This window comes from Methylobacterium sp. Leaf456 (genome assembly GCF_001425465.1).
In the GTDB taxonomy this organism is placed as follows: domain Bacteria; phylum Pseudomonadota; class Alphaproteobacteria; order Rhizobiales; family Beijerinckiaceae; genus Methylobacterium.
Window position 1 is genome coordinate 97,535 of sequence record NZ_LMQV01000041.1, and the last position, 19,835, is coordinate 117,369.

General features: G+C 70.8%; 12 protein-coding genes and 1 pseudogene. 7 read left to right on the forward strand and 6 right to left on the reverse strand.

Annotated features, from left to right (window positions below):
• The first annotated feature begins 13 nt into the window (after positions 1-13).
• Complete coding sequence (locus ASG52_RS19100; protein WP_056246714.1) at positions 14-2,695, forward strand: hybrid sensor histidine kinase/response regulator; 2,682 nt, start codon at positions 14-16, stop codon at positions 2,693-2,695.
• Between the two features lie 10 nt (positions 2,696-2,705).
• On the opposite strand, the gene ASG52_RS19105 is transcribed toward ASG52_RS19100, so the two are convergent.
• Together ASG52_RS19105 and ftsY are read right to left on the reverse strand one after the other, a co-directional pair.
• Entirely contained in the window at positions 2,706-3,341 is a 636-nt protein-coding gene (locus ASG52_RS19105; protein ID WP_056246716.1) for a septation protein A, read from the reverse strand.
• Positions 3,338-4,762, reverse strand: a complete 1,425-nt coding sequence (gene ftsY / locus ASG52_RS19110; protein WP_056246719.1) for a signal recognition particle-docking protein FtsY — start codon at positions 4,760-4,762, stop codon at positions 3,338-3,340. The genes ASG52_RS19105 and ftsY overlap by 4 nt, the downstream gene beginning before the upstream one ends.
• A gap of 118 nt (positions 4,763-4,880) precedes the next feature.
• Between ftsY and ASG52_RS19115 the strand changes: the two genes are divergently transcribed.
• On the forward strand, positions 4,881-5,567 hold the full coding sequence (locus tag ASG52_RS19115) for an RluA family pseudouridine synthase (RefSeq protein WP_286159105.1): 687 nt from the start codon (positions 4,881-4,883) through the stop codon (positions 5,565-5,567).
• Between the two features lie 128 nt (positions 5,568-5,695).
• Here ASG52_RS19115 and mtaB read toward each other — a convergent pair whose 3' ends face one another.
• Both mtaB and dapF read right to left on the reverse strand, forming a co-directional pair.
• Positions 5,696-6,913, reverse strand: coding sequence for a tRNA (N(6)-L-threonylcarbamoyladenosine(37)-C(2))-methylthiotransferase MtaB (gene mtaB, locus ASG52_RS19120; protein WP_056246724.1), 1,218 nt, complete (start codon positions 6,911-6,913; stop codon positions 5,696-5,698).
• Positions 6,910-7,800 (reverse strand): diaminopimelate epimerase, encoded by an 891-nt coding sequence (gene dapF, locus ASG52_RS19125; protein ID WP_056246727.1) that lies wholly within the window; start codon positions 7,798-7,800, stop codon positions 6,910-6,912. The genes mtaB and dapF overlap by 4 nt, the downstream gene beginning before the upstream one ends.
• Positions 7,801-7,966: 166 nt before the next feature.
• Between dapF and ASG52_RS19130 the strand changes: the two genes are divergently transcribed.
• Together ASG52_RS19130 and ASG52_RS19135 are read left to right on the forward strand one after the other, a co-directional pair.
• Positions 7,967-8,764, forward strand: coding sequence for a GyrI-like domain-containing protein (locus ASG52_RS19130; RefSeq protein ID WP_056246730.1), 798 nt, complete (start codon positions 7,967-7,969; stop codon positions 8,762-8,764).
• 41 nt (positions 8,765-8,805) lie between these two features.
• The gene (locus ASG52_RS19135; protein ID WP_056247072.1) at positions 8,806-9,564 is read left to right on the forward strand and encodes an endonuclease III domain-containing protein; all 759 of its coding nucleotides are present in this window, start codon (positions 8,806-8,808) and stop codon (positions 9,562-9,564) included.
• Between the two features lie 187 nt (positions 9,565-9,751).
• Here the strand turns inward: ASG52_RS19135 and ASG52_RS19140 are convergent, their stop codons facing one another.
• Positions 9,752-10,849, reverse strand: coding sequence for an SPL family radical SAM protein (locus tag ASG52_RS19140; RefSeq protein WP_056246732.1), 1,098 nt, complete (start codon positions 10,847-10,849; stop codon positions 9,752-9,754).
• Between the two features lie 103 nt (positions 10,850-10,952).
• On the opposite strand from ASG52_RS19140, the gene ASG52_RS19145 reads away from it, so the two are divergent.
• From ASG52_RS19145 to ASG52_RS27710, 3 genes are all read left to right on the forward strand, one after another.
• Positions 10,953-11,243: a hypothetical protein gene (locus ASG52_RS19145; protein WP_056246735.1), complete on the forward strand. Its 291-nt coding sequence runs from the start codon at positions 10,953-10,955 to the stop codon at positions 11,241-11,243.
• Positions 11,244-11,496: 253 nt separating this feature from the next.
• Positions 11,497-11,826: a YnfA family protein gene (locus ASG52_RS19150; protein WP_056246738.1), complete on the forward strand. Its 330-nt coding sequence runs from the start codon at positions 11,497-11,499 to the stop codon at positions 11,824-11,826.
• Positions 11,827-12,225: 399 nt separating this feature from the next.
• Positions 12,226-18,948, forward strand: coding sequence for a choice-of-anchor I family protein (locus tag ASG52_RS27710; protein WP_056246740.1), 6,723 nt, complete (start codon positions 12,226-12,228; stop codon positions 18,946-18,948).
• A 217-nt stretch (positions 18,949-19,165) separates the two neighbouring features.
• Here the strand turns inward: ASG52_RS27710 and ASG52_RS19160 are convergent.
• Positions 19,166-19,621: pseudogene (locus tag ASG52_RS19160) on the reverse strand (transposase); the annotation flags it as partial.
• Between the last annotated feature and the right edge of the window lie 214 nt (positions 19,622-19,835).

The following is a 19,835-nucleotide window of genomic DNA, read 5'->3' on the forward strand; positions in this document are numbered from 1 at the left end:
GAACCCCCGACCGATGCGCGTCGCCTCCCTCAACCCGCTGCGCTCGCTGGCGGGCCGGCTCGCCCTGATCGTCGCGGGCGCCGTGACCGGGGCGCTGCTGCTCGCCACCGGCCTGTCGGCCTGGCGCGAGGTCGATCGCTACGCCGCGGACAAGCGCGAGGCCCTGCGCATGACCGCTCAGGTCATCGCCGCCGCCGCAGCGGGCGCCACCGCGCGGGGCGACGAGGCAGGCGCGCTCGCCACGCTGCGCGCGGTCGCGGGCGATGGCGCGGTGATCTACGCCGCGATCGAGGACGGCAACGGGATTCTGGCCGAGCAGGGCATCGGCCTGCGCCTGTCGGAGGACATCGATCTCGACCGGGGCGCCGTCTCGCCCGTGGATCTGATGACGACGCGGACGCTTCGCGTGACGGTGCCGGTGATCGAGACCGCCCGCGAGGTCGGGCGCGTCGTCATCGTCTCGGATTCGCGCGATCTCGCCGCCCGCATCGGCGAAGTCGCCGGCACGGCGCTGCTGGCCGGCCTCCTGGCGCTCGTCCTCGGGCTCGCCGTGTCGCTCCGGTTGCAGCGCTCGGTGACGCGGCCGCTCGCGGCGCTTGCCACCACCATGGACGGCGTACGCCGGCACCACGACTATACCCAGCGCGCCGCGATCCAGGGCGGCGACGAGGTCGAGGGGCTGGCCAAGACCTTCAACGCGCTGCTCGGCGCGGTCAACGAGCGCGACCGGGCGATTGCCGAGCACGGCGCCGGCCTGGAGCGCGAGGTGGCGCTCCGCACCGCCGACCTGTTCGAGGCGAAGCAGAGTGCGGACGCGGCCAACACCGCCAAATCCACCTTCCTGGCCACCATGAGCCACGAGATCCGCACACCGATGAACGGCATGCTGGTGATGGCCGAACTGCTGGCGAATGCCGAGCTGCCGCCGCGCCAGCAGCGCTACGCCAAGGTCATCGCCCGCTCGGGCCAGTCGCTGCTGGCGATCATCAACGACATCCTCGACTTCGCCAAGGTCGAGGCGGGCAAGCTGGAGGTGGAGCGCATCCCGGTCAGCCCGCGCGACGTGGCCGACACCGTCGTGACCCTGTTCGGCGAGCGCGCCCGCTCGGCCGGCCTCGACCTCGCCGCGCAGGTGGCGCCCGACGTTCCGGCCCACCTCCTCGGCGACCCCGTGCGTCTGGGCCAAGTGCTCGGCAACTTCGTCTCGAACGCCCTGAAGTTCACCAGCGCCGGCCACGTGCTGGTGCGGATGGAGATGGAAGGTGCGTGGCTCCGCATCGCCGTCACCGACACCGGGATCGGCATCCCGGACGACAAGCTCGGGCAGATCTTCACCGCCTTCTCCCAGGCCGACCAATCGACCACCCGCCGCTTCGGCGGCACCGGGCTCGGCCTGTCGATCGCCGAGCGGCTGATCGCGGCGATGGGCGGCCATGTCGGCGTCGAGAGCCGGGTCGGCGAGGGTTCGACCTTCTGGGCGCGCATCCCGGTGGAAGGGGCCGTGCCCGCCGAACCGACGACGCGCCTCGCCGCGGGCCTGCCCGATATGATCGCCCTCGGCGTCATCGGCAGCGCGACCCGCGCGGTGCTGGAAGCCGACCTCACTGCCGCGGGCTTCCGGCTCGGCGCGGAATCGGGCGCCTACCGCATCGCGTTCGCCTCCGAACTCGCGGACCTCGGCCGCCGCCGGGACCCGGCCGCCCGCATCGTCGCCCTGGTGCCGATCGGCGATCCGGCAGGACCCGACCTGCTGGAACGCGGACTCGCCGACGAACTGATGCGATGGCCGCTGGTTCAATCCGAGTGGCGCCCGGTTCTCACGGCGCTTGCCACCGGCACGCCCTTCACCGCCATCGCGCCCGCCCGCGAGGCGGAGGCGCGGCCCGCCGCCCTCCCCTCCTTCGCCGGCGCGCGGGTGCTCGTGGCCGACGACAGCGCGGTCAACCGCGAGGTCGCCACCGAGGCGCTGTCGCGGCTCGGCGTCAACGACGTGACCTGCGTGGAAGACGGCGCGGCGGCGGTGAGCCTGAGCGCGTCGCGACCCTTCGACCTGATCCTGATGGACGGCAGCATGCCGGTCCTCGACGGCTTCGCCGCCTCGCTCGCGATCCGCACCCGCGAGGCGGAGACCGGCACAGCCCGCGTGCCGATCGTCGCGCTCACCGCCCACGTCGTCGGCGAGGGCGCGGTCGCGTGGCAGGCCGCCGGCATGGACGGGATGCTCGCCAAGCCGTTCACGCTCGCCCAGCTCGCCGCCGTGCTGGCTCGTCATGTGGCCGAGCAGGAAGCGACGGAGCAGCCCCCGCTGCCCGAGACCGCACCGGCGCCGGCCGCCCCCGTCGGCGCGCTGCTCGACGAGCAGACGCTGGCCAACCTCGACGAACTCGGCGATCGCGATTTCGTCGCCCACGTCCTGCGCCTCTACGCCCGACAGGCGCCCGGCGCCCTGGCCGACCTGGAAACCGCGCTCGGCCACGGCGACGCCCCGGCCGCAGCGCGCGCCGCCCACAGCCTCAAGTCGATGAGCGCCAATATCGGCGCCGCGCGGATGAAGGACACGGCCGGCGCCATCGAGGCCTCGGCCCGGGCCGGCGCGGCGATGGGCGACGCCACGATGCTGCCGGCGCTGCTCGCCGAGACGCTGGTGGCGCTGGCGGCCCGGATCGGCGCGCCGGAGATGCGGGCGGCGGGCTGAGGCGACCGATTTACGGCGCCTCCGTCCCGTCCTTCTGCTCGTGCCGCAGCAGCAGTGGCGTCTGCGCCAGGGCGAAGGCGACGGTGAGCGGCATGATGCCGAACACCTTGAAGTTCACCCAGAAATCTTCCGTTTGGGTGCGCCAGACCACTTCGTTGAGCACCGCCAGCGCCAGGAAGAACAGGCCCCAGCGGAAGGTCAGCTTGCGCCAGCCCTCGTCGGACAGCGCGAACATGCTGTCAAGCACGACCGAGAGCAGCGGCTTGCCGAAGGCGAGGCCGCCGAGCAGCACGAGGCCGAACAGCGTGTTCACGATGGTCGGCTTCATCATGATGAAGGTCTTGTCCTGCAGCGCCAGCGTCAGGCCGCCGAACACCAGCACGACGGCGCCGGAGACCAGCGGCATGATCGGCAGCCGCCGCAGCAGGGCGAAGTGGATCCCGAGCGAGAGGGTCGTGGCGGCGATGAACACGCCGGTCGCTACAAACAGCTTGCTCTCGGGGTGCACGCCGATGCGCTCGGCATAGGCGTTGCCGAGGAAGAACACGACGAGCGGGCCCATCTCCAGGGCGAGCTTGAGCAGCGGCGGCAGGTGGCGGCGCGGCGGCACGCTCTCCACGGTCGCGCCGGTCCGGTCGGTGATCATGCGCGCTCCTCCCTGGGCAGGCCGGTGATGGCGCGGGCGAAGTCCCGGGCCGCGAACGGCTCCAGATCCTCGACGCCCTCGCCGACGCCGATGAAGTGCACCGGCAGGCCGAACTTGGCCGCGAGCGCCACGAGGATGCCGCCGCGCGCGGTTCCGTCGAGCTTGGTCATCACGAGGCCCGACACCGGCGCGGCTTGCGAGAACAGCTCGACCTGGCTCAGCGCGTTCTGCCCCACCGTGGCGTCGAGCACCAGAAGGGTGGCGTGCGGCGCTTCCCCATCGAGCTTGCGGATCACCCGCACGATCTTTTCCAGTTCCGCCATCAGCCCGGCCTTGTTCTGGAGCCGGCCCGCGGTGTCGATCAGCAGCACGTCGGTCCCGGCCTCGCGGGCTTCCTTGAAGGCATCAAAAGCGAGGCCCGCGGCGTCCGAGCCCTGCGCGCGGCTGATCACCGGCACGCCTGTGCGATCCCCCCAGACCCGAAGCTGCTCGATCGCGGCAGCGCGGAAGGTGTCGCCCGCCGCCAGCATGACGCTGCGGCCTTCCGCCTTGAACTTGAGGGCGAGCTTGCCGATCGTCGTCGTTTTGCCGGCGCCGTTCACGCCTACGGTGAGGATCACGTAGGGTTTCTTGGCCGTGTCCAGCGTGATCGGCACCGCCACCGGGTCCAGCGCCCGCTCGATCTCGGTCGCCAGGATCGCCCGCACCTCGTCGGGGGAGATGCCCTTCTCGTAGCGGCCCTTGCCGACCGCCTCGGCCATCCGGGTCGCGGTCTCGACGCCGAAATCGGCCTGGATCAGTGCGTCTTCGAGGTCTTCGAGGGTGGTGGCGTCGAGCTTGCGCTTGGTGAAGAGGCCGGTCACCCGGTCGGACAGGGCCGACGAGGTGCGCATGAGGCCGCCGGTGAGGCGCGACCACCAGCCCCGCTTCTCCGTGCCCTCGACGGCGCCCTGGACCGCGTCGCTCGCGAGCGCGGCGGCCGCATCGACGGGCTGGATGTCGGCTTCCGCCGGGGCCGTCGGCTCCGCGGGTTGAGCCTCGCCGCCGGTGACGCGGGACCACCAGCCGCGTTTTTCCGCGGCGGCGGGCTCGGGCTCGGGCGTAGGCGCGAGTTCCTGAATCTCGTCCTGTGGCTCCTCGAACGCCACGTCCTCCACCGGCGGCTGCGGCTCGGGTTGGAGGTCGGCGCCCTCGATCTCGTCGGGGATGCGGTTCTTGTCCGGATCCTCGGGCGCGGGCTCGCTCACCGGGGGCGGCACGTGGGCGACGTCGTCGGCGCCGGTGGCGAAGTCCGGCACGCCCTCGGATTCCGAGGCCGGCGAGGTCGCCTCCGGCACCACCGCCTCGTCGGACGGTTTGGGCTCCGGGCCCTTCCGCCCGAACAGGCGCCCGAACCAGCCGGGCTTCTCGTCGTCGCTCATCCTCGAAAACCTTGCTCACGAAGGTCCGGCACTCTAGCCCAGGGGCATGATTCCCGAGGCACCGAACCGCAGCGTCGATCCGCAGATAGGGCTTTCCCTTCTCTACCGCGATGCCCTGATGCTCGTCATCGACAAGCCGGCGGGCCTGCCGGTGCATCCGGGGCCGAAGGGCGGGCCGACGCTGACGGACAAACTCGACGCGCTCCGCTTCGGCCTGCCGCGCCGCCCGGAGGCCGCGCACCGGCTCGACCGCGACACCTCGGGCTGCCTCGTGCTCGGCCGCCACGCCAAGGCGCTGGCCCGGCTGAACCGGCTTTTTGCGGATGGAAAGGTCCAAAAGACCTACTGGGCGCTGGTGGAGGGGGCACCGCCCGACGAGGGGAGCATCGACCTGCCGCTCGCCCGCCGCTCCGACGATCCGCGCAGCTGGTGGATGAAGGCCGATCCCGCGGGCCTGCCCTCGCTGACGCATTTTAGCGTGCTCGGGCGCGCGGCGGGACGCGCCTGGATGGAGCTGCGGCCGGTGACGGGGCGCACGCATCAGCTCCGCGTCCACTGCTCGGCGATGGGCTGGCCGATCGTCGGGGATGCGATCTACGGCAGCGCCGGGCGAGACGGCGTGTTGCAGCTCCATGCGCGGGGTTTGAGCTTGCCGTTGTATCCGAAGCGGGAGGCGATTTTGGTTGAGGCGCCTGCGCCTGTGCATATGCGGGCGGGGCTGACGGTCTGCGGTTGGATGCCGGACGGTGCCGAAAAAAACCCTCTCCCCTCCGCGGGAGAGGGTGCCGTCGGAGCGGGCTGGTGAGGGGAGCGACGGTGCCGAACGTGGCGCCCGCCATCCGGCTCACTGCCCGACCCTGACGCGGGGTTTCCCCTCATCCGACCCCCTTCGGCGCCACCTTCTCCCGCGGAGGGGAGAAGGAATTGCAGCGTCTATGCCGCGATCAGCACTTGGCCGTCGTGGCCGGCGATTTTGGTCTCGCGAATTTCACCCGCCGTCACCTCGCCGGCGAACCGCACCCCCGAAAAATCCTCCGTCCGCCCCATCCCGCCCCGCTCCGTCAGCACGAGCCGGGTCGCGCCGACCGCTCCGTCGAGATGGCGCACCAAGGCCGCCGCCCCGGCCTCGCGCAGACGAGCGGCGCGGGTGCGGATGGCCTCGGACGCCACCGGCGGCATCCGGGCGGCCGGCGTGCCGGGGCGCGGCGAGTACGGGAAGACATGGAGGTGCGTCAGCCCGCATTCCGCTACGAGGTCGAGGGAGCGGGAAAACTGCGCCTCGGTCTCGGTCGGAAACCCCGCGATCAGGTCGGCCCCGAAGACGAGGCCGGGGCGCTGATTCCGAAGCCTCTCGCAGAAGCGGATCGCGTCGTCGCGGGAGTGCCGCCGCTTCATCCGCTTGAGGATCAGGTCGTCGCCGGCCTGGAGCGAGAGATGGACATGCGGCATCAGCCGCGGCTCCTCGGCGAACGCCGTGATCAGGTCCGGATCGGCCTCGACCGAATCGATCGAGGACAGGCGCAGCCGCGCGAGATCGGGCACCGCTCGCAGGATCGCCCGCACGAGGCGCCCGAGGGTGAGGTCGGCGTCCAGATCGCGGCCGTAGGCCGTGAGATCGACGCCGGTCAGCACGACTTCGCGTCCGCCATGCTCGACGATGCGGCGCACCTGCGCCACGGCGTCGGCCAGAGGCACCGAGCGGGAATTGCCGCGGCCGAAGGGGATGACGCAGAAGGTGCAGCGGTGGTCGCAGCCGTTCTGCACGGGGACGAAGGCGCGGGTATGCCCGGCCATCCGGTCGATGTCGGTCGATTCGGCGGTGCGGGCCGCCATGATGTCGGCGCTCTCGCCCCAGCTTTCAGGCGTCAGCTTCACCGCGTTGCCGACGAGGCGCGCCACCTCCGGCATCGCCGCGTAAGCCGCGCGCTCGACCTCGGCGCCGCAGCCCGTGACCACGATCTCGGCGCCCGGCCGCGTGCGGGCGAGCCGCCGGATCGCCTTGCGGGCCTGCCGCCCGGCCTCCGTCGTGACCGCGCAGGTGTTGACCAGCACGAGGTCGCGATCCGCCGCCCCGGCTTGAGCGCGGGCGCGCATCACCTCGGACTCGACGGTGTTGAGCCGGCAGCCGAAGGTCAGCGTCTCGACGCTCATCCGGCCGAACCCGAAAAGATGTCGGGGGCGAAGGTGCCCTCCCCTTCGAGGAAGACTGGGCCGGTCATCAGCACGTGGTCGTCGGCCCGCCACTCGATCGACAATTCGCCGCCGGGCAGCGCCACGCGGGCGGCCCGGCCGATCATCCGCAGGCGCGCGGCCGCGACCACGGTGGCGCAGGCGGCGGTGCCGCAGGCGAGCGTCAGGCCGGCGCCGCGCTCCCACACCCGCAGCTTGATGGTGTCGCGGCCCGTCACCTGGGCGATGGAGATGTTGGCCCGCTCCGGGAAGATCGGATGCGCCTCGAGCAGCGGCCCGATCCGGCCGAGATCGAACGTGTCGGGGTCGCGCTCGACGAAGAAGATCGCGTGCGGGTTGCCCATGCTGACCGCGGCGGGCGAGTGCAGCACCGGATCGTCGATCGGCCCGACCTGCAGCTCGATGCGCCGGGTGTCGGGAAACGGCTCGGCGAGCGGGATTTCGTCCCAGGCGAGCCGCGGCTTGCCCATATCGACGGTGAAGGAGAGTTCGCCGACGCGGGCGACCGCGACGAGGCCGGCCTTGGTCTCCAGCGTCAGCCGTCCACCCTCGGTCGGGCGCGCCATCGCCGGGTCGTCGTGGAGCGCGTAGGCGACGCAGCGGGTGCCGTTGCCGCAGGCGCCCGATTCCGAGCCGTCGGTGTTGTAGATGCGCATGAACGCGTCCGTGCCGGGGGTCACGGGATCGTGCACGACCATGAGCTGGTCGAAGCGCGAGCGCGGGTCGGCGCCGATGGCGCGGGCCTCTTGCGCGGTGACGCGGGTGTCGGTGCCGCGCAGGTCCAGCACCACGATGGCGTTGCCCGCGCCGTGCATCTTCAGGAAGCGGCGGTCTGCGAGAGGGCTCATGCGGCCTCTTTGAGCGACTGAGACGAGTTGGGCCGCCCCATAGCCCAAACCGGCGCCCGCGTCGCGGGATCGACACGCGCGGCCGGTCTGCACCCTCGCGGAACCGCCCGTTCGGCCCTAGACTCCGGGTACGGCCCGCATAGCGGCGCCATTGGAGCCTTGCGCCTTGACCCGTCCCGCCCTCGTTGCCGCCGGCCTCCTGATCCTCGGCCAGATTCTCGGACCTGTTGCCGCCCTCGCGCAGGCGCCGGGCGAGGCCCCGAAGGGTGCGCCGCCGCCTACCAACGCCCCCTCCCCGGCCGAGACCCAGCCGCTTCCGCTGACCACCGCGCCCGACCCGTCGAAATCCGGCCCCGGCACGGCGATGCCCGCCCCCGAGCAGGCGCCCGTGCGCAATCCCGGCACGTCCGATCCGGCCCCGGTCGCGAAGCCCGGCCCCTCGGCGCTGCCGACCCTGGTGCCGAGCCCGGGCGAGGCCAACGACGTCGATGAGGTGACGCTGCCGGCCAAGCCCGCGGCGATCGTCTCGGGCCAGACCAAGTGGGACGACGCGGTGGCGAGCCTCACCGATTCGTTCAAGCGGATCGAGACGGCTTTGGCCAAAGCCGGTCTCAAGCCCGCCGGGCGCCCGCTCTCGGTCTTCACCAAGACGGAAGAGGACGGCTTCTCCTACGAGGCGATGATCCCGATCGAAGCCGCCCCCGCAGGCGGCGCGGAGACCGACGGCGTGCGCTTCGGCGCGACGCCTTCGGGGCGCGCGCTGCGGTTCAAGCACACCGGCACCTACGAGGAGATCGACGGCACCTACGAGACCCTGACGGCCTATCTCGAAGTGAAGGAGATCGACGTGCAGGATCGCTTCGTTGAGGAATACGTCAGCGACCTCAAGGGCGGCGCCGAGGAGAAGCTCGACATCAACATCTACGCCCTGCCGAAAGAGCCGACGAAAGATCAGGCGAAATAAGGTCGCGGGAACCGGGGAGTCCGGTCGTGGATTCGCTCCACATGCCGATGCTGCCCGGACTCGACACCCCCGCCCCGCGCCGCGCCCGCCGCGCGGAGCCGCCCGCGCCGACCGCGGCCCTGAAGGAGAAGGCGCTCGACATCCACCGCCGCCTCTGCGGCGTCTACGGCTGCCCGATCCCGTACTTCCACAGCCTCGATCCGCTCTCCGAGCTGATCTCCTCGCTCCTGTCCCACCGCACCCGCAACGCCGAGTCCGGCCGCGCCTTCAAGGCCTTGCGGGCGCGCTGGCCGGATTGGGCCGCGGTCGAGACGGCGGACACGCTCGAGATCGAGGCGACGATCCGCGGCGTCACGTGGCCGGAGCTGAAGGCGCCGCGCATCAAGGCGGTGCTCTCAGCCGTACGCGAGCGCAACGGCGCGCTCGACCTCGATTTCCTGGCCGACCTCAGCGTGGACGAGGCCCGCGCGTGGCTCCAGGCGATCCCCGGCATCGGGCCGAAGACCAGCGCGGCGGTGCTCTCGTTCAGCACGCTCCGGATGCCGGCGCTCCCCGTCGACAGCCATCACCACCGGGTGGCACAACGCACCGGCCTGATCGGCAAGAGCGTGGATGTCGGCCCGAGCCACCCGATCCTGCGGGCGCAGTTGCCCGAAGACTGGTCGGCTCAGACACTCTACGACAACCACGAGGTGCTGATGCTGCACGGGCAGAAGGTGTGCTTTCACCACAGCCCGGCCTGCGGCGATTGCGTGCTGCTCGACATGTGCCCCACCGGGCAGGCGAGGGTGAAGGGGTAGTGCGACGGTCGCGCCCTCCTGCGACGGCCATCCCACCCATCCCCCTCATCCTGAGGTGCGGAGCGAAGCGAAGCCTCGAAGGAGGGTTCCAGAGGATCGCGCGGGTACTGGAGCCCTCCTTCGAGGCCCGCTGCGCGGGCACCTCAGGATGAGGGGGTTGGGTGGGACGAGCCGAGGGAAGCCGCCGTCACGTCCAGTACAGAATCCTCGCGAACGGCAGCCGTACGCCAATCCGCTCGTAGAAATACTGTCGCATCTCGCGCATGATTTCCGCCGGCAGGACGTATTTCACCGACCCGAACTTCGTGAACTTGCGGCTGCGCTCGTCCTCCCGCATCGGCAGGTCGGAGCCCGGATACCAGCCCTCCAGCACCTCCTTCGAGCCCGGCGTGAAGCGGTGGGTGATGAGTTCGACCGTCAGGTCCGGCGCCCGCACGCGAGCGAGCGCGTCCGCGGCCTCCGTGAGGAGGGCGTCGTAGGCCGCGCGCCAGCCCTCCGCCGGCAGGATCGGCGCGATGGTGAGGCCGACGGGGTAGCCGGCCTCCGCCACCGCGCCCATCGCGGAGAGGCGCTCGGCGAGCGGCGCGGTGCCGCCCTCGTAGCGGGCGGCGGGTGCGGCGTTGACCGAGAAGCGGATGCGGGTGCGCCCGCGATGCGGCAGATCGAGCAGCGGCCGGACCGCCGCGAACTTGGTGGTGAAGCGCAACTGCACGGCTGCGTCCCAGGCACCGAAGTGCTGGATCGCCGCCGAGAGCGAGCCGGTGAGGTGCTCGATGCCGAGGGGATCGGTGTAGCAGGAGGCCTCGAACGTCGTGCCCTCCGCGGCGCGCTCGACCGAGGCGCTGGTGACGCCGCCGCGGCCGACATAGTCGCCGAGGTTGCCCAGGATCGCGTCGAGGTTGGCGTAGGCGCGGGTCACCGGCGGGCCCGACAGCGAGCCGGCGAGGTAGCAATATTGGCAATGCGCCGGGCACCCCTCGGCGAGGTCGAAGCGCCAGTCGGCGCTCGGCGGGATCGGCTGGAGCTTCAGCTTCGAGGGCGGCGCCACGACGATGGCCAAAGTCGCCTTGGCCTCGGCATAGGCCCGGCGCGGATCGCCCTTGGGCGCACTGAGGCGGTTGCTCGCCAGATATTCCACCGGCAGGCCCTCGGCCTCCGCCCGCTCGGCCATCGCGCGCCCGTGGGCGTGCATCAGCGCGGCCGGGGTGACCAGCACCCGGCGCGGGCGCCACAGCCGCGCCGGCCTCGGGCGGACATCCGGCGGGTTTTCGAGGGCGTCGATCATGCCGGGGCAACCCGCACGGCGGCCTCGCGGGTCCGCCGGTCGCGGAACCGCGCCTGCTTCCACGCGCTGAATCGAGCAAGTATGCCGCGAGGGAGGGAGCGCGATGGCGGAGTGGGAGACGAAGCGACAGGTCCTGGCCGCCTTGTTGGCGCCTCGACTCGGCCTCGGCGATCCGGCCGGGCTCAACGCGTACGAGCGCGCGACCCTCGAGCGCGAGGTGGAGGCACTGGCCGAGCGGGCCGATTCCTCCGCCCCCGAGCCGACCGACCCGGAGGCGGCGCGGCTGCACCGGGCCGCCGCAGAATACCGCGCCGCGTGCCAGCTCCGGGCCGACGAGGACAACGTACGCCTCGCCGAGCGCGGCGAGGTTTTCGCGCCCGAGGACGATGCTTGAATCAACTCCGGTTTGGTCGCACCGGATTCCCCCCTTGCGCCGCCATTGCCAGGCGAAGCCGAAGCAATTCAGGGCGCGACGATACCGGACGAGGCGCGTCGAGGTGTGTTGACTGCCGCGCGACCTATCTGACGAGTGCGGAGCGCTGGATTGCTTCGGCTTCGCCTCGCAATGACGGTGAGGCCGGCTGGATCGGCCGGTAATCCTGTCATCCCGGCTTGGCCCGTCGCCCGCCGCCGTGCAAGCGGAGGCGATGACCCGCTCGCTCCTCGCCTTCTCCGCCGCCGCGCTCGCCGAAATCGGCGGGTGCTTCGCCTTCTGGGCGTGGCTTCGGCTCGGCCGCTCGGTCTGGTGGGTGGCGCCGGGGCTCGCCGCGCTGGCCCTGTTCGCCTTCCTCCTCACCCTGGTCGAGAGCGAGGCCGCCGGCCGGGCCTACGCGGCCTATGGCGGCGTCTACGTCGCGGCCTCGATCCTGTGGCTGTGGCTGGTCGAGGGGCACCGCCCCGACCGGTTCGACGTCGCTGGGGGCGCGATCTGCCTGATCGGGATGGCGGTGATCCTGTTCGCGCCGCGGGGGAGCTGAGGGCTTAGAGCATCGTCCCGAAAGGTGGTTTCCGGCTTTCGGAAAAAGACGATGCGGCACAAGGATAGAGAGCATCGTCCTGGATCCGATATCCAGGACGATGCTCTAGGCCCGCCGCCGGGGCCGCGATGCCCGCGTCCTGCAGCCCATGGGGTGAGACGGCTCTGACGGTTTCGCGGCTCATGCGAGCGTGATCGCCGTTTCACATGCCTGTCACGGATCGCTGTTTTAGCGAAGCTCGAACGAAAGACCTGTCCCGACCCGAGTTCTCGCGGCGCAACCTTGCGCCTGCGAGCATCGGGCACGTCGAACGACATCGAGCAGGCTTCGAGGCGACACGATGACCGGGCCGAATACTTGGCCGGCTCATCGTGTGGTCTTCGGTGGAGGATCACCCCCGTGCGCATCTACGACATCCAGGGCTCGGGCGCGGTCTCGCCGGTGGCCGGCACCCGCGTGACGACGAGCGGCGTCGTCACCGCGGTCGATTCGAACGGCTTCACCATCCAGGACCCGACCGGCGACGGGAACGCCGCCACCTCGGACGGGCTGTTCGTCTTCACCCGCACGGCGCCCGCGGTCTCGGTCGGCCAGCTCGTGGAGGCGACCGGGCTCGTCAGCGAGTTGACGGCGAGCGGGGCCGCGCCGGGCAGCCTCTCGACCACGCAGATCACCGCCTCCGCCGCGGGTTCGGTGCAGATCCTGGCCGCGGCCGATCACGCTCCCGACATCGCCCCCGTGCAGATCGGCGGCGCGGGCGGGCTGCTGCCGCCGACGGAAAGCCTCGCTGAGGGCGTCGCGTTCTTCGAGAGCCTGGAGGGCATGCTGGTCACGGTGGAGGCGCCCGTCGCCACCGGCCCGACCAACGATTTCGGCGAGATCTTCACGGTCGTCGACGACGGCGAAGCCGCCAACGGCGCGAGCGCGACCGGGCTGACGGGACGCGGCAACCTCCTGACCGATCTCGGCAGCCCGAGCTTCGGCGACACCGACACGGCGGGCGGCGACTTCAACCCCGAGCGCATCCAGATCGACGATGATTCCGGCCTGCTGCGCGGCTTCACCACGCCCGATGCCGATGTCGGCGCCCGGCTCTCCGACGTGACCGGAATCGTCACCTACGAGTTCGGCAATTATCAGGTCAGCGCGACGCAGGCCTTCACCGTGGCCCAGCCGAGCCTGCTGACGCGCGAGGACGGCACCCTGTCCGGCAATGCCAGCCGCCTGCTGGTCGCGAGCTACAACGCCGAGAACCTCAACCCGAGCGACGGCGCCGCCCGGTTCGAGCGGGTCGCCTCCGAGATCCTGGGCGCGCTCAACGCCGCCGACATCGTCGCGCTCCAAGAGGTTCAGGACGGCAACGGCCCGACGAACGACGGGCTGACCAGCGCCGCCGCGACCCTCCAGGCGCTGGTGGACGCCCTCGACGCGGCCGCCCCCGCGGGCGTGACCTACGCCTTCATCGACAACCCGTTCATCGGCGACGGCACCAACGGCGGCCAGCCGGGCGGCAACATCCGCACCGCCTTCGTCTACCGCACCGACCGGGTCGGCCTCATCGAGGATTCCCTGCGCACGGTCGGCGTCGACGGTGCCCCGCTCACGGCCACCGACGCGAGCCAGCAGACCGATTCTGCGAATCCCTTCTTCGGCTCGCGCCCGCCGCTCGCCGCCGACTTCACCTTCAACGGCCAGACCGTGACGGTGGTGAACAACCATTTCACCTCGAAGGGCGGCAGCGCGCCCCTCCTCGGCTCCGACCAGCCGCCCCTCAACGCGGGCGAGGTGCAGCGCGCCGCCCAGGCCCAGGCGGTCAACGGCTTCGTCGATCGCCTGCTGGCCCAAGACGCAGGTGCCAAGGTGATGGTCGTGGGCGACCTCAACGAGTTCCCCGGCGAGCAGCCGCTGAGCGTGCTGAAGGGCGAGGCGAGCCTCACCGACTATTCCGTGCCGGGCGGCGATCCGATCGACGCGACCGCCACCTACACGGCCGGCGGTACCGCCATCCTGTCCGACCTCATGGACGCGCTGCCTGTGACGGACCGCTACGACTACGTCTTCGAGGGCAATTCCCAGACGCTCGACCATGTCCTGGTCACGGGCGGCCTGCTTCAGGGTGCGGAGTTCGACATCGTGCACATCAACGCCGAATTCGCCGACCAGACCAGCGACCACGATCCGCTGCTCGCGAGCCTCGTCGTGCCCGCCGCCGCGGTGAACGGCGTCGCGATCCTGGAAGAAGGCGACTCGACGCTCACCGGCTCGACCACGACCCCGGTCGCGACCGACAGCCTCGCCACTCGCCTGCTCGGCACCTACGCCACCGGTTCGGGCTCCGGCTCGGCCGAGGTCGTCGCCTTCGAGGCGTCGAGCGAGCGCCTGTTCGTGATGAACAACGTCACCGACCGGATCGAGATCGTGAACCTCGCCGACCCGACCGCGCCCGCCAAGACCGGCGAGATCGACGTGGCGGCGCTGGTCGCGGGCTACACGGCTGAGAGCGGCATGAACTCGATCGCGGTCGCCAACGGCGTGCTCGCGGTCGCGATCGAAGCGGCGGTCAAATCCGATCCCGGCACGGTGGCCCTATTCTCGACCGCCACGGGCCAGCTCCTCAAGACGCTGACCGTCGGCGCGCTGCCCGACATGCTGACCTTCACCCCCGACGGCATCAAGCTGCTCGTCGCCAACGAGGGCGAGAACCCCGGCGCGGGCGAGGTCGAATCGGAGGGCTCGGTCTCGCTGATCGACCTGTCGCAGGGCGCGGCCAACGCCACCGTCGCGACCACGGGATTTTCCGCCCTCGACGGCTCCGAGGACGGCCTGCGGGCGGCCGGCGTGCGCCTCTTCGAAGGCCTCACGGCCTCGCAGGGCCTCGAGCCCGAATACATCGACGTCTCGGCCGACGGCACTCGCGCCTACGTCACGCTGCAAGAGAACAACGCGGTCGCGAGCTTCGACATCACCGGCACCGCTCCGGTGCTGCTCTCGATCCTGCCGCTCGGCCATGTCGATCACGCGCTCGCCGGCAACGAGGGCGACTTCTCCGACCGTGACGGGCCCGGCACCGGCTCGGGCAGCCAGGGCAAGATCAACATCGTCACCGCCCCGATCAAGGGCCTGCTGATGCCCGACGCGGTCGCGACCTGGACGGTGGCCGGCGTCACCTACTTCGCCACCGCCAACGAAGGTGATTCGCGGGTCGACGGCTCGGACGAGGTGCGCCTCTCAGGCCTCGATCTGAACGACACGGTGTTCGGTAGCCAGGAGGCCGCGCTCAAGAGCGAGGATTATGCCGGCCGCCTCGTCGTCTCGAAGATCGACGGCGACACCGACCCGACGCAAGCGGGCGTCGAAGAGATCGTCACCTTCGGCTGCCGCGGGATGTCGATCTTCCGCCAGAACGCCGACGGCACCATCACCAAGGTGTCCGACACCGGCGGCGAGTTCGAAAAGATCATCGCCGCGCTGCCCGAGGCCGGCACGGTGTTCAACCAGAACGGCGAGGAAACCCCGAGCTTCGACACCCGCTCGGACAACAAGGCGGGCGAGCCCGAGGGCATCGACGTCGCGACCATCGGCGACAAGACCTACGCCTTCGTCGGCCTGGAGCGCCAGGGCGGCGTGATGATCTACGACGTCACCAATCCGGCCGACCCGGCTTACGTGAAGTATCTCGCCCCCGCCGAGGGGGATAAGGCACCGGAGATCGTCAAGTACGTGCCGGCGGGCGAGAGCCCGACCGGGACCGGCATGCTGCTGGTGGCGAACGAAGTCAGCGGCACGGTGACCGCCTACGAGGTCGATCTGCCCGAGACCACGCCCTACCGCCTGCAGATCCTGCACGCCTCCGACTTCGAGGCCGGGCTCGACGCCGTCGATCGCGCCGGCAACTTCGCGGCGATCGTCGATTACTTGGAGGACACGCAAGTAAACTCGATCACGTTGTCGTCGGGCGACAACTTCCTGCCGAGCCCGTTCTTCGCCGCCGGCAGCGACGCCTCGCTCAAGGAGGTCTACGAGACCGCCCTGGAGACCCATTACGGGTTGGCCGCCGGCACGCTCAACATCACCCCCGGCTTCGGCACCGCCGACATCGCGATGCTCGACATCATCGGCATCCAGGCCTCGGCGATCGGCAACCACGAGTTCGACGCGGGCACCAGCGCGCTCGCCAACATCATGCGCCAGACCGCGGGCTTTCCGGCTGCGCAGTTCCCCTACCTCGCGGCCAACCTCGACTTTTCGGGCGACGCCAACCTGCGCGGCCTCACCACGAGCGAGATCCGGGACGCCGCCGACTATGCCGGCTTCCCGCCCGCCGTCGGCGTCGGCAGCAACAACAAGAAGATTGCGCCCGCCACCATCATTACCGAGAACGGCGAGAAGATCGGCATCGTCGGCGCCACCACCCAGATCGTCCAGAGCCTGTCCTCGACCGGCGGCGTCACGGTGAAGGGCCCCCAGAGCGACGACATGGCGGCGCTCGCGGCCGTGCTGCAGCCGACCATCGACGCGCTGATTGCGCAAGGCATCGACAAGATCGTCCTCGTCTCCCACCTGCAGCAGCTCGCGCTGGAGAAGGCGCTGGCACCGCTGCTCAAGGGCGTCGACGTGATCGTGGCCGGCGGCTCGCACACGCTGATGGCCAACGCCGACGACGTCGCCCGCGGTCTCCAGCCCGGCGACAGGGCGGAGGAGACCTACCCCTTCGTCACGAGGAATGCCGACGGCAAGACCACCGTGATCGTCAACACCTCGAACGAGTACTCCTATGTCGGCCGCCTCGTGGTCGAGTTCGACGAGAACGGCGACATCATCGCCGACAGCCTCGATCCGAGCCTCAACGGCGCCTACGCCACGACCGACGGGGTGGTGGACGATCTCTATGCCAACCCGATCGACATCGACGGCGACGGCACGGTCGACACCGACCCGTTCGCCGAAGGCACCCGCGGCGACCTCGTGAACGACATCGCAGCCGGCGTCGGCGCTGTGATCAACGGCCAGGACGCCAACATCTTCGGCAAGACCTCGGTCTATCTGGAAGGCCGCCGCGGCGAGGTCCGCACCGAGGAGACCAACCTCGGCAACCTCTCGGCCGACGCCAACCTCTGGTACGCGAAGTCGGCCGACGACACCGTCCTCGTCTCGATCAAGAACGGCGGCGGCATCCGCGACTCGATCGGCACGATCAGCGCCGATCCGCAAAACCCCGCCGAGCTGCCCCCGGCGGCGAACCCCGAGGCGAACAAGGCCGAGGGCGATGTCTCGCAGCTCGACATCGCCAACGCGCTGCGCTTCAACAACGCGCTCTCGCTCATCACCGTGACCGCGGACCAGCTCCTGGCGGTGCTGGAACACGCGGTCGCGGCGACCGCTCCGGGCGCGACGCCGGGCCAGTTCGCCCAGATCGGCGGCGTCGGTTTCAGCTACGATCCCGACCTGCCCGCGGGCCAGCGCGTGGTCTCGGCCTCGCTCATCGACGAGGCCGGCAACCCGACCCGCGCGCTCGTCGAGGACGGCGCGGTCGTGGCGGGCGCCCCCGCCGCCATCCGCGTCGTGACGCTGAGCTTCCTCGTGACCGGCGGCGACGGCTATCCGTTCCGCGACTTCGTGACGGCCGACCCGAGCTTCGCCGACGTGGTGGCGCTCGATGCCGCGACCGTCCCGGATGCCGGCCAGGTGGCGAACTTCGCCAACGAGGGCACCGAGCAGGACGCCTTCGCCGAGTACCTCTCGGCCTTCTTCCGCGAGACGCCCTACGGCGCCCGCGACACCGCCCCGACCGAGGACGACCGCATCCAGAACCTCAACGTCCGCAACGACACCGTGCTGCCGGGCGCCGATCCGGACGCAACGATCGAGCAGGGCAGCATCGCGGCGCCGCTCTCGATCGAGCCCCCGGCGAACGTCCCCTACACCGTCGCGGACCTGCCCGATTCCGGCACGCTGCGCCTCGGCGACACGGCGGTCCGGGTCGGCGACACGCTGAGCGCGGCGCAGGTCGCCGCCCTCACCTACAGCGTGACCGACACCGCCCCGACCGGCCGCCAGACGCTCGGCCTCACCTACACCGAGGGCGGTGCCGCCCGCGGCTTCGAGGTGTCGTTGCAAGTGACCGCGGCGGTCTCGGCGACGTACCGCGGGACGGACGGCGCCGACCGGCTCGACGGCGCAGCGGGCGACGACGTGGTCAAGGGTCTGGCCGGCAACGACGTCCTGCTCGGCGGCAGCGCCGACGACACGCTGGAGGGCGGCACCGGCGGCGACCGCCTCATCGGCGGCCTGGGCGACGACATCTACGGCGTCGACAACGGCCGCGACCAAGTGATCGAGGCAGCAAACGGCGGCTACGACCGGGTCTACGCGACCGCATCCTTCACGCTGGCGGCGGGGCAGGAGATCGAACTGCTCCACCTCCTCCGCTCGACCGGCAGCGCCGACCTCGACCTCAAGGGCAACGCGTTCGACCAGACCCTGTTCGGCAATGCCGGCGACAACCTCCTCGACGGGCGCGGCGGCAAGGACGTGATGATCGGCGGCCTCGGCGATGACATCTACGGCGTCGACGACCTTCGGGATCAGGTCTACGAGCAGGCGAACAGCGGTTTCGACCGTGTCTACCTCACCTCGTCCTACACGCTGGCCGCGAGCCAGGAGATCGAGCTGCTCCATCTCCTCCGCTCCACCGGCACGGCGGCTCTCGACATCACCGGCAACGCCTTCGGCCAGCGGCTGTCGGGCAATGCCGGTGACAACGTCCTCGACGGGCGCGGCGGGGCCGACGTGCTGGCCGGCGGGCGCGGGGCCGACACCTTCGTGTTCTCGACCGCGCTCGGCAGCGGCAACGTCGATCGGATCGAGGATTTCTCGGGCGCCGACACGATCCGGCTCTCGGCGTCGATCTTCGAGACGCTGAGCCCCGGCGCCCTGCGGGCCGACGCCTTCAAGGATGTGGGTGCGGGCGAAAACGTCGATGCCGGCGACCGCATCCTCTACGACAGCGGCACCGGCGCCCTGTCCTACGACGTGGACGGCTCGGGCGCGGGGGCCGCGGTGCAGTTTGCCACCCTCGACAACAGGGCGGCGCTGAACGCGGGCGACTTCGTCATCGCCTGATCGGGCGCTGCACCGGGGAAATGGGTTTCATTGCCCCTGCCGGGGAAGGCGGGTCGGCGCCGCAAGGACAGAGGCAGCTCCGCGCCCTGCAGCAGCCGCTGCTGCAAAATCTCGAAGCGCTCCATCGCCCTTCAGCCCCACCCGGCATCGCCGCGGCGGGGCTTCTTGTTTCCGGGGCGGGCCTGCCGACGGTCGGCCCCGCAAGTTCTCAGCGCCCGCCGCCTCGCGCGCCCTGATAGGCCTGATCGGCAAAGCACTGGGCCAGGAGCAGCCGTCCTTCTGTATCGGTGAGCGCGTGACGTTTGCGGCCGACGACGCGCCGGGCAGGGTCGTAGCCGCGCTCGCCCGCAACACCGACGCCACCCGAGCGGGCGGCCAGTGTCAGAGCATGGGCCGGGCGCTCGAACACGCCCGCCTTCGACAGGCGTAGGAACCGGCGGTGAACGGTGGAGCAGAGCGGGAAGTCCAACGGCAGATGCCGCCACGCGCAGCCGGTGCGCAGGACGTACTGGATGCCATCCGGGATCACCCGCAGCGGCCGGCGCCAGGGACGTCCGGTGCGGGAGGAGACGGGCAGCAGCGGGGTGATCAGCGCCCACTCCGTGCCGGTCGGGCTGCTTGAATAAGGCAGGCTCTCGCGCACAAGCTCGGCACGGGCGACGGGTGTCCCCATCGGCGATCCGGGGTGAGCGTCAGACGCTCCCCCCGACGCTGACGATGCTCGCCGCTCCCCCCCAACGAGCCTCCAGCGCCCGTAATGAGACCGGGTCTTGGTGGATTCCGGGAAAGCTTGTTTTCAGGTGACCGAGGTGAACCTGGATACTCGTCGGGATGATCTGCTGCTGCCCCCGTCCGACTGCCGAAGGCATCGTTAATGGTTTCGGGAT